This is a genomic window from Roseobacter sp., from assembly GCF_045106495.1.
Classification (GTDB): domain Bacteria; phylum Pseudomonadota; class Alphaproteobacteria; order Rhodobacterales; family Rhodobacteraceae; genus Roseobacter.
Genome location: NZ_JBGCEQ010000035.1, coordinates 1 through 14,659, shown reverse-complemented (window position 1 = coordinate 14,659; position 14,659 = coordinate 1). Strand labels below are relative to the sequence as shown.

The following is a 14,659-nucleotide window of genomic DNA, read 5'->3' as shown; positions in this document are numbered from 1 at the left end:
CGTTGAACGATGACCTGAGGTTGTGCATCTCACCGCGTAAATCTAGCTTGCACTGCAAAGGAGAGCCGTCATGACCAATCCCCTACTCCAAGACTGGAATACCCCCTTTCAGATCGCGCCATTCGATCAGATCAATGATGATCATTTTGCCCCTGCGATGAAAGAGGCCCTAAAACAGCATCGTGCCGAAATCGACGCCATCGCTGATGCAAAAGAACCCGCTAGTTTTGCCAATACAATTGAGGCGCTGGAAGCAGCCGGCAAGGCGCTGGACAAGGTGCTAGGGGTTTTTTTCACCGTTTCTGGAGCGGACAGCAATCCGGCCCGCGAAGATCTGCAGCGCCAGTTTTCGCCAGAGTTGGCCGCACATTTCTCAGAGGTTTCAGGCAACAAAGCGCTTTTTTCCCGTGTGGCAGCGGTTTGGGAAAACAAGGATGATGCAAGCCTGACGCCTGAGCAAGAGCGGGTATTGATGTTAACACACCGCGGATTTGTGCGGGCCGGGTCCGCGCTGACCGGAGCATCCGAGGCACGGATGAAAGAGATAAAAGCGCGTCTCGCCGTGTTGGGAACAGAGTTTACGCAAAACCTGTTGGCAGACGAACGGGACTGGTTCATGCCGCTTACGGAAGATGACTTGGGCGGGCTCCCTGATTTTGTGATCAGCTCAGCACGCGCTGCAGGAAAAGAAAAGCAAGCGGATGGGCCAGTTGTTACCCTGTCACGCTCCTTGATCGTACCGTTTTTACAATTCTCCGATCGGCGCGATCTTCGCGAAAAGGCGTTCAGAGCCTGGACCGCACGTGGCGCCAATGGTGGTAAAACGGACAATCGCGCGATTGCGGCCGAGACACTGAAACTGCGTGAAGAGCGCGCCAGCCTATTGGGTTATGATAATTTCGCCGCCTATAAACTGGAAACCGAGATGGCCAAAACTCCCGAGGCGGTCCGCGACTTGCTGATGGCGGTATGGCATCCAGCACGTGCGCGGGCAGAAGCGGATGCCGTTATTCTTACCGACATGATGCAAAGCGATGGCGTCAACGGCCCGCTTGCACCATGGGACTGGCGGTATTACTCCGAAAAGCGCCGCGTGGCTGAACACGATCTGGATGAGGCGGTGCTCAAACCTTTTTTCCAACTCGACCGGATGATCGAGGCGTCATTTGCCTGTGCCACACGACTGTTCGGTTTAGAATTCAAAACGCTGAACGTTCCGCTTTACCACCCCGATTGCCGCGCATGGGAAGTGAAGCGAAACGGTGAACATATTGCCGTCTTTATCGGGGACTATTTTGCGCGCGGGTCAAAACGGTCAGGCGCCTGGTGCTCTGCCATGCGCTCGCAAGCAAAATTCCCTGAGGTGCAATCACCAATTGTGATTAATGTGTGCAATTTCGCGAAAGGCGATCCGACGCTCCTGTCCTACGACGATGCGCGCACATTATTCCATGAATTTGGCCATGCATTGCACCAGATTTTGTCGAATGTAACCTACGAGAGCATCTCCGGCACATCCGTGGCGCGCGACTTTGTGGAACTGCCTAGCCAGCTTTATGAACATTGGCTTGAAGTGCCCGAGGTGCTTGCAGAATTCGCCACCCATGCCGAAACAGGCGCGCCAATGCCGCAGGACATGCTGGAAAAGGTTCTGGCTGCAGCGACCTATGACATGGGGTTTCAAACGGTGGAATATGTGGCATCTGCCCTAGTTGACCTGGCATTTCATGACGGACCCGCACCCAAAGACCCGATGGCACACCAACAAAAGGTTTTGGAAAAATTGGGCATGCCCTCTGCCATCACCATGCGCCACGCTACCCCGCAATTTGCGCATGTGTTTGCCGGTGATGGATATTCCAGTGGCTACTACAGCTACATGTGGTCCGAAGTGATGGATGCCGATGCGTTTGCCGCCTTTGAAGAAGCCGGGGGTGCATTCGATGAAGGCCGGGCCGCTGCTTTGGAAGAGCATATTCTCTCAACAGGCGGCAGTCGGGATGCGGCCGAGCTCTACACCGCTTTTCGTGGTAAGCTTCCCGGAGTTGAGGCGCTGCTAATAGGACGCGGCTTGGCGACTGCGTGACTAATAGCCGCTGTCGCGGTCAACCAAGTGCAATAACGGTTCACCGATCTCGCAACGGAGCACATTCGCGGCGATCACCTCCGAGGCTGTTGCCTCTCTGGTTTCAGCAGCGATATGGGGCGTGACAGTCACGCGGGGGTCGGTCCAAAACGGATGGTCCTGCGGCAGAGGTTCCACGCGGAAAACATCCAAGGTCGCCTGTGCCACCTGCCCGCTGTCCAAGGCGTCTAGCAAGGCCTGATCGTCGATCAAGGTCCCGCGACCGGGGTTGATCACAAAAGCACCTTTCGGCAAAAGAGAGGCAGTTTGCGCGTTGAGGGTGTTTTTGGTGGCTGCTGTGTCCGGCAGAAGCAAAATCAAGATCTCCGCATGGGACAGCGCGTTTTCAAGGCCCGCGCCACCATGGTGCATGGTAATGTTGAGCAGAGGCTTTTCTCGCCTGCTCCACCCGCTGACCTTGAACCCTAGCGTGACCAAAACTTCAGCAACCGCCTGGCCAAGCTCGCCCATGCCCAAAATGCAGACGGACCGTTCGGAGGCAAGCGGCGGCGTATGTGGTACCCATGACTGATCCGGGTTCACGATATGCCGATCCATACCAAGGTGATACCGCAACACGTGGCCTGTAACCCATTCCGACATGGACTTTGTCATACCGGGATCGACCATGCGCGCGAGCGGAATCTTGAGCGTCGCATTGTTCACAATGCCTTCGACCCCCGCCCAAAGGTTAAGAACCGCTTTTGCGTGCGTGTAGGGGCCAAAATCTTGCAGGGGTGAATTGGGTGCATAGACGATGTAGTCTACGTCCTCCGGCGGGAAACTCAGCGCGAGATCGACGTTCAGCCCCAGCTGCGAAAACGCCCGGTTCAGATGCGGTTGATATGCCTCCCACCTTTCGGGAGGGGCGGCGAAAAGTACATTGATGGACATTTTGAATTACCTCGGGCGGTGGACATGGGCGCTTTGCATCAACCCAAAGGCGAGCATCAGAACCAACATTGCAGACCCGCCGTAGCTCACCAGCGGCAAAGGAACCCCGACAACAGGTGCCATACCCATGACCATCGACATATTAACGGCAAAGAACAAAAAGAAATTCAATGCAATGCCGAGTATCAGAAGCGAAGAAAAACGATCTTTGGTCATCAAGGCAGACCAGACGCAAAAGACAATGATCAGCGCATAAAGACCAAGCAACCAAACACCACCCAGAAACCCAAATTCTTCTGCCAGCGTCGTGAAGATAAAGTCCGTGTGCTTCTCTGGTAGAAAGTTCAGCCGGCTTTGCGTTCCCTGCATGAAACCGCGCCCGGTCCAACCGCCTGAACCCAGGGCAATCTTCGATTGGGTAATGTGATACCCGGCGCCGAGTGGGTCAGTGCTAGGATCAAGGAACGTGTCGATGCGGCGGAATTGATAATCCTTGATCAATTGCCATTCGGTTCCACGCGATTTGAAAACAGCCGTGATCAATCCAATGGCGCTGGCAATGACAGCCGCAAAGTAAGCCCAATGCACGCCGGCCAGAAACATCAAGCCACCACCAGCTGCAAGCAAGAGGATAGAGGTTCCCAAATCAGGTTGCCGCAAGACGAGATATGTCGGGACAAGTATGATGAGAACCGGCAATAACACCCAAAACAAGTGCGAGGTGCGCTTTGCCGGCAGCCAGTCATAGTATGCTGCGAGAAACATCACCAGCGTGATTTTCATCAACTCCGAAGGCTGCAAGCGCATGAAACCCAGATCAATCCAACGCTGTGCCCCCATGCCGACTGTCCCGAAAAGTTCGACAGCAACAAGTAGCGCAACAGTGCCCAAGTAGGCGATGCCGGATAAGGACCTCCAAAACCAAATAGGGACCATTGCCACACAGATCATCAGGCCGAAACCCAATGCGAAACGCTTCATCTGCGGTTCCGCCCAAGGGCTGAAGGATCCGCCGGCGACGGAATAGAGCATCAGGAAACCGGCTCCGGCCACAGACACCAGCAAAAGGGCAACGGGCCAATTGAGATAAAGTATCTTTCGCAAACCTGACGGTGCGGACTTAACGGCATATTCAAGATAGCTCATGCCTGATCCCGCCCGGAAAAGACCGCTTGCGGTTGCATCTGACGCAGTTTTTCTTGTTGTAATTCGATGCGCTCGCGGTCTTTCGCAGGATAAGCCTCCAATGAAGGTGGACCGCCAGCCAATGCTTGTAGCGTAATATCGCGCGCAATGGGTGCCGCTGCTTTAGAGCCGCCCCCACCGTGTTCGACGACAACAGCTACGGCGTATTTTGGTTTCTCGACCGGCGCAAAATTGACAAAGAGCGCGTGATCACGTCGTTCCCAGGGCAAATCCTCGTTTCGGATTACGCCTGCACGCCGTTCCGCTGCGGTAATGTTGCGGACCTGGCTGGTACCCGTTTTCCCGGCCATCCTCATGGTGTCATCAATAATGCGAGACCCGTAAGCGGTTCCACGACGGTCGTTAACCACAGCGTTCATGGCCCGTCGCATTTTCCGCAAGTTGTTTTCATTCATTCCCATGTTTTCGCCGCCACGCTCTGGCGTTTCGACTCCGTCAATCGATTTGATCAACCGGGGTTCAACCGCACGGCCGGTTGCCAATCTTGCGGACATGACCGCCAGTTGCAAGGGTGACGTGAGCATGAAACCTTGGCCGATCGAAACGTTGACCGTATCACCCACTCGCCAGCTTTGCCCATAAGTTGATGATTTCCATTCCATGTTGGGTGCAAGACCTTGAGCCACAGCAGACATAGGCACATCATGTTTGACACCCAGTCCAAAGCGTTTTGCCATTGCCGAAATTTTTTCGATACCGATTTTGATGGCAAGATCATAATAGTAAACATCGCAAGAGCGTTTTAACGAAGTTTGCAAGTCGACCCATCCATGACCGGCGCGTTTCCAACAATGGAAGCGGCGGCCTGAGACTGTCAGATGCCCAGGACAGTACACTGTTTCATCCGGCCCGATCAAACCGGCTTCAAGTGCTGCCATCGCCGTCATCATCTTGAATGTGGAACCAGGCGGATAGAGGCCCTGAACGGTCTTGCTGGCCAAGGGCCGGTACTTGTTGCCTGTCAGGCTATTGTAGTCCTTGACGGAAATACCGCGCACAAAAAGGTTTGGATCGTAAGTGGGCGCCGACGAACAGGCAACGACATCGCCATTATCGCAATCGATCACCACGGCACTTGCGCTTTCCTCGCTGAGCCGCGCTTGCACATAACCTTGCAAGTTAGCGTCGATCGTCAGCTGCAAATCCGCTCCCGGGGTGCCTTCGACACGGTCCAACTCACGCATGACCCGCCCGGCTGCGTTCACCTCAACACGTTTGGCACCAGCTTTTCCGCGTAACAGAGGCTCCAGTTTTGTTTCCACCCCGACCTTGCCAATTTGAAAGCGCGGTATGCGTAAAACGGGTTCCGGGTCTTCAATCCGTTCGAGATCATAGTCGGACACTGGGCCGACATACCCCAGTACATGCGCAAAATCAGATCCTTGAGGGTAAATTCGACTGAGACCGACCTCAGGTGTGACACCTGGGAGCGCGGGCGCATTGACGGAAACACGGCTTATATCATGCCAGCTGACATCTTCGGCGATCGTTACCGGCAGAAAGGAAGGTGATCGTTTCAACTCAAGCTTAGTACGTTCCAGAGTTTCGGCGTCCAAATCGACGATTGTCGAAAGACGTTCCAAAACCGCATCGATATCACCTGCGTCTTCCCGGACAATCACGATGCGATAGGAAGGAGCGTTTTGCGCCAACCTGACACCGTTGCGGTCGAAAACTTCGCCACGGGATGGCGGAATCAATCGAACATTGATCCGGTTTTCTTCGGCCAGTAGGCGAAACTGATCAGCCTGATCAACCTGCAAAAACCGCATGCGCGCAGCAAGACCGCCGATGAACAACATTTGAGCGCCGCCCAACAAGGCAGCCCGACGCGAGATACGGCGGTGACTGAGGTCCGATTCTGCGCGGGTCTTTTTCATTCTCAGCCCTCTGCTGACATGTCTGCATGGATCATATCCGACTTCCTATTTTCTCAGAATCGCCGGGGGCCGATTTGCGAACACCCATCAGTCCGTGTGTTATCGCTACAACGACCGGATAAAAAACCATTGTCATGATCGCCTCAATCACCGTCAAGCCAAAGGGTGGCAAATCCAGCAAAGTAATGATCAACACGGCGCGATAAACCAAGGTGATACCCGCAATCATAATGCAGACGTGCAACCACTCGGCAACAAAGCTACGCTCCCGCGATCCACGGGAACGTCCTTTCAGCCGTTCGCACGCCAACAGAGCAAGCGACGCCCAAAGGCCGGGTGGACGTTGCAGAATTAGATCAGCAAGTAAGAACAAAACAGCGAGCGCCAGAGTTGGCACGTATTCAGGTTGTCGCAAAGACCACGCAAATGCGAAACCAATCAAAAGGTTCGGGCCCACCCAGCTTCCTGGTTGCGATTCCAAAGGCAGAAGATGAAAGAACAATATGACACAAACCAGCGCCGCAAATCCAATCCGCATAGCCCACAAGCGTGTGAACGGAATGTCCGTCACTGGCTAAACCCATCTTGAGCGATTTGCGGCTGTCTGGGCAATTGGGGCCCAATTACGCGTGCTGTGTCCGACACCGGCTCGGTGCCATGGTGGCGCAGAACACGCAGAAATTCCAGACGCTGATCGTCCGCCGCCAACCTGACTCGCAGTTTTCCATTTGGGTCTGCCGCAACCTGACCGATCAGCAACCCCGCAGGAAAAACGCCCCCGTCTCCCGAACTGATGACACGGTGCCCCGGGCGCACTGCATCACTGTCTTCCAGAAATTCAATCGGCGGTGCTGCAGAATTGTCTCCGGAAACGATAACACGCTGTCCGGACGGTTGGATCACTGCAGGAATGCGGCTTGACGCGTCAGTGAGCAAAATAACCCGTGACGTGTTTTCGCCGACGCCAGAGATACGACCCACGACCCCGATGCCATCCATCGTAGCCCAACCGTCTACGATACCATCACGCGCGCCGATGTTGAGCAAAACCGACTGCCGGAAAGGCGACCCGCTATCTGCCAACACGACGCCAGTGATGTACGTCAGGCGAGGATCCAGTCGCACGTTGTTCAGGTCGAGCAACCGGGCATTTTCTTGCTCCAACTGCAATGCCGCTTCTTTCCAGGCCTGCATGCGACGCAGTTCAGATCGAAGCTCTCCATTTTGCTCCGCAAGACGTTGATAACTCTGGAAATTTTTGAGAAGATTTATCGCGCTGGTGACTGGGGCCATGGCCCAGTCCAAGCTCGGCACAAAGCGATCCGTAACCTGAGCACGAAAACGCTCGACACGTGGGCTATCTATGCGCCAGACCAGAAAAGTCGCAAACAAACACAAAACTGCAACACCCAATAGCAACCGCCGCAGTGGGCCGGTAAATTCGCTGCCATTGGTTCGTTCTTTTGCCATCTACCGGTCGTCTCCTGCCTCATGTCAGGCAGGGCAAACCTGCCGCTGATGAGGTCTTAACGGTTTTTACGTTCAGCTGTCGTAGTCAATCGCGTGACGCAGTTGTTTTTCGAACTCCAAAGCCTTGCCGGTTCCTAGTGCCACACAATTTAGCGACTCGTCGGCGATTGAAACCGCAAGACCGGTTTGCTCGCGCAAGGCAAGATCCAGATCGCCCAGAAGCGCGCCGCCGCCAGTCAACATGACACCCCGGTCCACGATATCGGCGGCAAGATCTGGTGGTGTTGTTTCCAATGCCGTCATTACAGCCTCGCAAATCTGCTGCACGGGTTCGGCCAGTGCTTCGGCAATCTGAGCCTGGGTAACCTCGATTTCCTTTGGCACCCCATTTAACAAATCTCTTCCTCGGATTTGCATCGACGTGCCGCGCCCATCGTCCGGCATACGAGCGGTGCCGATAGATGTCTTGATGCGTTCTGCGGTTGTTTCACCAACCAGTAGGTTCTGTTGACGGCGCAGGTAACTGATGATGGCTTCGTCCATCCGGTCACCGCCGACCCTAACAGACCGTGCATAGACAATATCCCCAAGGCTCAGAACAGCCACTTCGGTGGTCCCGCCCCCAATATCCACAACCATATTTCCCGTTGGGTCCGTAATTGGCATGCCAGCTCCGATAGCGGCGGCAATCGGTTCCGCAATGAGACCTGCCCGACGCGCCCCGGCGCTGAGTACGGATTGGCGGATGGCACGTTTCTCGACGGGCGTGGCGCCATGCGGAACGCAGACGATGATCTTCGGTTTAGAGAAAGTCGACCGCTTGTGCACCTTGCGAATGAAATGTTTGATCATCTCCTCGGCTGTGTCAAAATCGGCGATCACCCCTTCTCGCATCGGGCGGATCGCTTCTATGCTGCCGGGCGTGCGCCCCAGCATCAGCTTGGCGTCCTCACCCACTGCCAGCACTTTTTTCACGCCATCCTTGACATGATATGCAACTACGGAGGGTTCCGACAGGATCACGCCGCGACCCTTAACATAAACCAGCGTGTTGGCCGTTCCGAGATCAATGGCCATATCGGAAGAAAACAGCCCGCGAATTTTGTCAAACATTAAGAATAACCTTGCCCGAATTTGTCTTCGCCCGCACTTTTTAAGAGGGGCTTCGTTCTGTATATATGCTTAGGCGAGTAAGGGTGAAAGGGGCGTTAACGATGATCTCGAAAGCATGTTGCGCGTCATTTTTTTTGCCCGCCTAATTCGAATCACCTTAGCGCTACACTCTAAAGTTGTCCTAAGGCAAGGTGGGAGACAACAAAAACAGGGCTTCCAATGCCCCTCCGGGCTCAGCACCAGGCAGTGCTTTCTGAAATGCCTTTGCCATGGAACCGTCTTGGAACAGCTCTGAAATGGCCGTATCGACGGCCAAACGGAAATCGCTATCGCCGCGCGCCATGGCAAAACCTTGCTTTTCGACCGTCAAGATTCCTTCAAAGACTTTGAATTGGTCACGTTTGTCACTGTTCAGAAACATATTGATCAGGATCGACTGATCCGCAAAATACCCATCGATTTCCTTGTTTTCCATCGCTGCCATTGCCGAACCGTGATCTTCGAATGTCACCACTTCTGCGTCAATGCCATCGGCCTGTAACGAGTTATTCAGCGCGTCTTCTGTCGTTGTGTTACCCCGCACACCGACCTTTTTGCCTGCCAGCTCCTTCAAATTGGACACACCGTCTTTCTGCAACATCACCGTCGTGCCATCGACGTAAGTGGGCACCGAAAAATCAACGAGCTCGCGGCGTTCGAGTGTAATCGTTGACGCGCCGCACAGAAGATCAATCTCTCCGTTTGCGACTTTTTCAAAGCGATTGTTCGTGTCGACGCGCTCGAAAACAATTTCAAGCTCTTCCATACCAAGCTGCGCGCCCAACCGTTCTGCCAGTGCAAAACAGACAATTGGCGAATACCCCTGTGGCCGTCCAGCATCACTTTCAAAAGACAGCGGAGCGGCGTCAGTGCGATATCCCAGTTTGATTTCGCCAGATGATTTTATGCGTTCCAACGTCTGGGCCTGAAGCGCCATCGGCAAGATGAGCAATGCAATAAAGAGTGTTAGAATGGGACGCATGTCGGGTTTCCTATTGGTTTCGAAAAAAGATGTGTTGACCACACACTAGCAGAAGTTTCGAGTGGGGCCGCCCTTTAGTTTTCCCGCATCACACGAAGAGCAAAAAAACGCGGGCAGCGCAACGATCCACCCGCGTGATTGACGCTCAGCTGACGTCTTTGTAACTGATTTCGCGTTTATCGGAACCGGCTTTTTCCCGCCGGACAAGCAAGCGGTTCAGCGCATGAATGTAGGCCAGCGCCGAAGCGACAACGGTGTCGGTATTGGCCGATTGACCGGTCACGATGCGCCCGTCTTCTTCCATCCGCACGGAAACGGTCGCCTGCGCATCGGTACCCTCTGTCACAGCATGCACCTGATAGAGTTGCAAGCGCGCATTGTGTGGGACGAGCGCCTTGATCGCATTAAAAGAGGCATCCACCGGACCATCACCGGTCTGCGTCGTTGTCTGCTCTTCGCCATCAATCTCCATCACAAGATCAGCTTGCTGCGGGCCTTCCGTGCCGCAGACAACCTTGAGGGACTGCAACTTGAGACGGTCGTTTTCCGGATCAGACGACGTGCGCATCAGAGCAATCAAGTCATCGTCGTAAATTTCCTTTTTGCGGTCTGCCAATTCCTTAAACCTGACAAATACATCCTTGAGCTGGTTATCCCCAAGCTCAAAACCCAGGTCTTCGAGTTTGGAGCGCAGCGCTGCGCGCCCAGAATGCTTGCCCATGACGATGTTGGTTTCGGAAAGCCCGACGTCCTCGGGGCGCATGATCTCGAAGGTCTCTGCGTTTTTCAGCATGCCATCCTGGTGGATACCGGATTCGTGGGCAAAGGCATTCTTACCGACAATCGCCTTGTTAAATTGCACCGGGAAACCAGAGACCGTCGCGACGCGGCGGGAGATGTTCATGATCTTGGTGCTGTCCACGCCAGTTTGGTAGGGCATGATATCGTTGCGCACTTTCATCGCCATCACGACCTCTTCGAGTGCCGTATTGCCCGCGCGTTCGCCCAAGCCATTGATCGTGCACTCAATTTGGCGCGCGCCCGCTTCAACTGCGGCGAGGCTGTTGGCCGTCGCCATCCCCAGATCGTTGTGGCAATGGGTGGCAAAGATGATCTCGTCCGCGCCAGGCACGCGTTGCAACAGCATTCTAATCAGATCGGCAGATTCGCGAGGCACCGTGTAGCCGACGGTATCAGGGATATTGATGGTAGTCGCACCCGCCTTGATGGCGATTTCCACGACACGGCACAGGTAGTCCGCCTCCGTGCGGGTGGCATCCATGGGCGACCACTGGACGTTGTCACACAAGTTGCGAGCGCGGGACACTGTCTCATGGATGCGGTCCGCCATTTGATCCATGTCGAGATTGGGGATGGCGCGATGCAAGGGTGACGTGCCAATGAAGGTGTGAATGCGGGGGCGCTTTGCGTGTTTGACAGCCTCCCAGCAGCGATCAATGTCGCCGAATTGCGCCCGTGCCAGCCCGCATATTACAGAATTCTGCGCTTGCTTGGCAATTTCGGAGACGGCGGCGAAGTCACCCTCGGAGGCGATAGGGAACCCAGCCTCGATTATGTCCACGCCCATTTCGTCCAGAAGTCCCGCGATTTCGAGCTTTTCGGCATGAGTCATTGTAGCGCCCGGAGACTGTTCGCCGTCACGCAATGTTGTATCAAAAATCAGGACCCGGTCCTGTTTGGCTTTATTTGTCATGTCTGGTTCTTTCGATTTTCTGCTGATATCTTGGCGCGCTGCACATCCCTCTGAGCGGGCGCGCCGAAAGGCACGCTCAGAGGCGGGTTAGCAGCAGCAGAGCGGCAGCCGGGCGCAAGGAATAGCGCGAACGAATGGGTGTATAAAAAACCGGGGCCATAACGGTGTTATACCGCCCCGTTCAGAAATGGGAAGTCGGTTTTTGAGGCAAATGCGTCCGAGGTTCACCGCACGGGGCTTGAAGCAAACTGTTGCCCTGCTATCTCACTGACAATGAAAAAGGTTTTGATCATAGGGGCTTCTGGTGGCGTGGGCAGAGCTGTTGCAACGGCGTGCGAGGCGCGCGGGGACAGAGTAGCGCGGTTGTCACGAAGGGACGATGGCTTTGAAATTACAGACGAAACATCTGTGGATGCCCATTTGAGTGCTTTGAAAGACACTTTTGACTTTGTCCTTATTGCCACCGGCGCATTGGAAATCGAGGGGGCAGCGCCTGAGAAATCCATCAAATCCTTGACCGCTAAAGCAATGTTGGATCAGTTTGCAGTAAACGCATTGGGTCCGGCCCTGGTTCTGCGTCATGCTAGTGATCTGCTGCCGCGCAACTCGCCTTCCATAGTCGCTGTAATTTCCGCGAGGGTCGGCTCTATTGGCGACAACCGAATGGGTGGATGGGTCAGCTATCGAAGCGCCAAAGCGGCGGTCAACCAGATCGTACATACAACCGCTATTGAACTTGCGCGGACGCACAAACAAACCGCATGTGTAGCCCTTCATCCCGGCACAGTTGCGACGCCTTTTACGCAAAAATACCTCGGTCGGCACCCTTCTGTATCGCCGCAAGAAGCTGCCCAAAACCTTCTGACTGTGGTTGACGGTTTGGGCCCGGATCAGACCGGGCGGTTTTTCGACTGGGCGGGGGTCGAGGTGCCTTGGTAGGCAATCGGTTGATCGCTACCTGTAGGGTGTTGTCCTTCTGGTGTTTCAGAACTGGCAGTATCTGCGTGTGAAGCCGTTTCGCATGCGTTGAAATGGATGAGACGTTATCAGGTCCATCGAACTTCCGCGACGGTCAGCCAATCGCCTGCAAATGCGCCGAGACGCACACAGCGCTTTTAAATGTGGCCTCAATCAATAAAGAGCACGCTCCACGACGAATTTTGCACCGGTTCGGATTGGGGGTCGCCGTCCTACATCGCCAGAAAATGTAAACATTGATTGACAGATGAGGGGGCGCAAACCTACGCTCGCTCCACAGCACTTTTCTTTGCTATTACGACTATTGGGGGCCAGAAGCCGGGGGGGCGCAGGCATGCCATCACTCAAGCAAAGCTTCGAGCAAATACCGCCGGAAGTTTATTTGAAGACACAGACGGATGTCTTGCAGCTCAAATCGCGGCTGCCCGCCGACACAGTCGGCACGATTGTGAACGAAGTATTGAGCCGTGTGAAGGGCATTGCATCAAGGGATAGTTATCCGATAGATAGTCCGCCCCAGCATGTTGTAGACAAACTCTGTTATGCTCTCATTTCTTCGGAAGCAGATGAAGGAACGCAATTCGTCGAAAACCTGCGTGACGATGGGGCTTCTTTGGAAGCGATCTATCTGGCGTATCTGGCCGAAGCCGCGCGGACGTTGGGCGAGTGGTGGCTGGAGGATCATGTTTCTTTTGTTGAGGTCTCGATCGCATCAAGCCGAATCTATTCAATCATGCGAAGTATGAGTTATCTGTTTGTATCCAACAAACCGGTAACCAAAAAATCTGCAATTTTCGCCTCTGTGCCAGAAGAGACTCACATTGTTGGCGTTCGCATGGCAGCGGATCTGCTGGGGCAAAAAGGCTGGGACATTGAACTGCTTGTAGGGCTATCACATGCAGCGCTGTTGGACAGGATTTCAGCAAGCGATTGTCGCATAATCGGACTTTCAGCAAGCGGGTTGCACTCTGCCTCTACATTGGCTCGTCTGGTGGTTGGCCTGCGTCTGTGCAATCCGGTAGCCCGGATATTTGTCAGCGGTCAGATCGTACATGAAGCGCCGGATCTGGTAGCGCTCATGGGCGTGGACGCAATCGCAACCACGGTCGACGAAGCTTTGGGTGTGATGGGTGAGTTTTGGACAGAGACGTCACTTCAAAACGCGTAATTCCTGCGCGCTCTGAAAAGTATCTTTTTGATCAGAAATTGGCCGTAGCGGTCATGGCGAGCGCATCGTCATGGCGTTTGGCCCAGAGATCCACCTTATCGGAAGTCAGGCATGCTTCGATTTTGAAGGCGTGCATCCCTGATAGTGGCGCAAGCCCACGAAATTCAAAGCGTTTTGGGCGAAGCTCAAATTTGCCTATAGCCATATCGATGAGCAACGTAGCGGTCAGTGGGCCGTGAAACACCAATCCTTCATAGCCTTCAACATCGCGCGCATAGGCTGCATCATAGTGAATCCTGTGACCATTGAAGGTCAGCGCCGAGTAGCGGAACAATAGAACCTCGGTAGGATGTACCACCTGCGAAGCATCTGCATGGTCTGGTGCCTGCATGAGTTGGGCCTTGGGTGCCCCGGGGTCTGGATCGCCGCGGTAAACGATATCGTGTTCTTCGGTCAGAGCCAGCCTGCCACCCTGATAAATGTTATGCTGCACCGTGACAAAGCACAACTGGCCTGTCCGCCCGTCTTTCTCGACAACGTCCTTTATTGTCGATGTCCGATTTGTCTTTTGGCCAAGGATTAAAGGCATGTGAAACCCGAAGCGACCGCCCGCCCACATCCGTCGGGGCAATGGCACCGGGGGCAAAAATCTTCCGCGTCGCGGGTGCGCATCACGGCCCAGTTCGCTTGGACGTTTTGCTTCAAGGAAATAGAGCCAATGCCAGAGGTGCGGCAATTCACTGCCTACGGCGAGGTCCGGCGTGCGATCCAACGTAGCCTGCATGAAACGCGCGGGTTCCGGGCGCAAGACATCCTCTGCCTCCGTCGTCCGCCCGATCCAATCTTTCAAATTTGTCTCATCATCCATTTCTGTGGTGTCCACCGGCACGCGTCTTGTGACATCTAATGACCATGCCCTGCACTTAAATCAAACAACCGTTTTGCACCGGATACTTGTGGGGGATTGCATCTGGCATCAGCATATTCGCTTTTGGCGGCGGCCTGCGCCTTCAAGGCAAGGCGGTCTCTTTTTCCCAACGCATGATCAATTCCTCGCTTGAAGAAGTAAATTGCTCACCGGTCGTGACAC

At 54.5% G+C, this 14,659-nt stretch carries 12 protein-coding genes; 3 read left to right on the top strand and 9 right to left on the bottom strand.

What is annotated here, in order from left to right; all coding sequences use genetic code 11:
• Positions 1–70: 70 nt before the first annotated feature.
• Positions 71–2,086, top strand: coding sequence for a M3 family metallopeptidase (locus AB8B75_RS18435; protein ID WP_405364285.1), 2,016 nt, complete (start codon positions 71–73; stop codon positions 2,084–2,086).
• Here the strand turns inward: AB8B75_RS18435 and AB8B75_RS18430 are convergent, their stop codons facing one another.
• The 8 genes from AB8B75_RS18430 to AB8B75_RS18395 form a co-directional block, all read right to left on the bottom strand.
• On the bottom strand, positions 2,087–3,019 hold the full coding sequence (locus AB8B75_RS18430) for a 2-hydroxyacid dehydrogenase (protein WP_405364284.1): 933 nt from the start codon (positions 3,017–3,019) through the stop codon (positions 2,087–2,089).
• Positions 3,020–3,025: 6 nt separating this feature from the next.
• Positions 3,026–4,165 carry a rod shape-determining protein RodA gene (gene rodA, locus AB8B75_RS18425; protein WP_405364283.1) on the bottom strand — a complete coding sequence of 380 codons (1,140 nt, stop codon included), beginning with the start codon at positions 4,163–4,165 and terminating at the stop codon, positions 3,026–3,028.
• The gene (mrdA, locus tag AB8B75_RS18420; RefSeq protein WP_405364282.1) at positions 4,162–6,105 is read right to left on the bottom strand and encodes a penicillin-binding protein 2; all 1,944 of its coding nucleotides are present in this window, start codon (positions 6,103–6,105) and stop codon (positions 4,162–4,164) included. Before mrdA ends, rodA begins: the two co-directional genes overlap by 4 nt.
• A 31-nt stretch (positions 6,106–6,136) precedes the next feature.
• A complete protein-coding gene (locus tag AB8B75_RS18415; RefSeq protein ID WP_405364281.1) occupies positions 6,137–6,562 on the bottom strand; it encodes a rod shape-determining protein MreD in 426 nt (141 codons plus the stop codon).
• A 110-nt stretch (positions 6,563–6,672) separates the two neighbouring features.
• Positions 6,673–7,575: a rod shape-determining protein MreC gene (gene mreC / locus AB8B75_RS18410; RefSeq protein ID WP_405364280.1), complete on the bottom strand. Its 903-nt coding sequence runs from the start codon at positions 7,573–7,575 to the stop codon at positions 6,673–6,675.
• Between the two features lie 72 nt (positions 7,576–7,647).
• Complete coding sequence (locus AB8B75_RS18405) at positions 7,648–8,688, bottom strand: rod shape-determining protein (RefSeq protein ID WP_405364279.1); 1,041 nt, start codon at positions 8,686–8,688, stop codon at positions 7,648–7,650.
• 181 nt (positions 8,689–8,869) lie between these two features.
• Positions 8,870–9,709 carry an amino acid ABC transporter substrate-binding protein gene (locus AB8B75_RS18400; protein WP_405364278.1) on the bottom strand — a complete coding sequence of 280 codons (840 nt, stop codon included), beginning with the start codon at positions 9,707–9,709 and terminating at the stop codon, positions 8,870–8,872.
• A 145-nt stretch (positions 9,710–9,854) separates the two neighbouring features.
• Positions 9,855–11,423, bottom strand: coding sequence for a 2-isopropylmalate synthase (locus AB8B75_RS18395; RefSeq protein ID WP_405364277.1), 1,569 nt, complete (start codon positions 11,421–11,423; stop codon positions 9,855–9,857).
• Between the two features lie 273 nt (positions 11,424–11,696).
• Between AB8B75_RS18395 and AB8B75_RS18390 the strand changes: the two genes are divergently transcribed.
• Positions 11,697–12,362 (top strand): SDR family NAD(P)-dependent oxidoreductase, encoded by a 666-nt coding sequence (locus tag AB8B75_RS18390; RefSeq protein ID WP_405364276.1) that lies wholly within the window; start codon positions 11,697–11,699, stop codon positions 12,360–12,362.
• A 373-nt stretch (positions 12,363–12,735) separates the two neighbouring features.
• Positions 12,736–13,569: a B12-binding domain-containing protein gene (locus AB8B75_RS18385; protein ID WP_405364275.1), complete on the top strand. Its 834-nt coding sequence runs from the start codon at positions 12,736–12,738 to the stop codon at positions 13,567–13,569.
• A 31-nt stretch (positions 13,570–13,600) separates the two neighbouring features.
• Here AB8B75_RS18385 and AB8B75_RS18380 read toward each other — a convergent pair whose 3' ends face one another.
• On the bottom strand, positions 13,601–14,437 hold the full coding sequence (locus AB8B75_RS18380; protein ID WP_405364274.1) for a MaoC family dehydratase N-terminal domain-containing protein: 837 nt from the start codon (positions 14,435–14,437) through the stop codon (positions 13,601–13,603).
• Positions 14,438–14,659 lie beyond the last annotated feature (222 nt).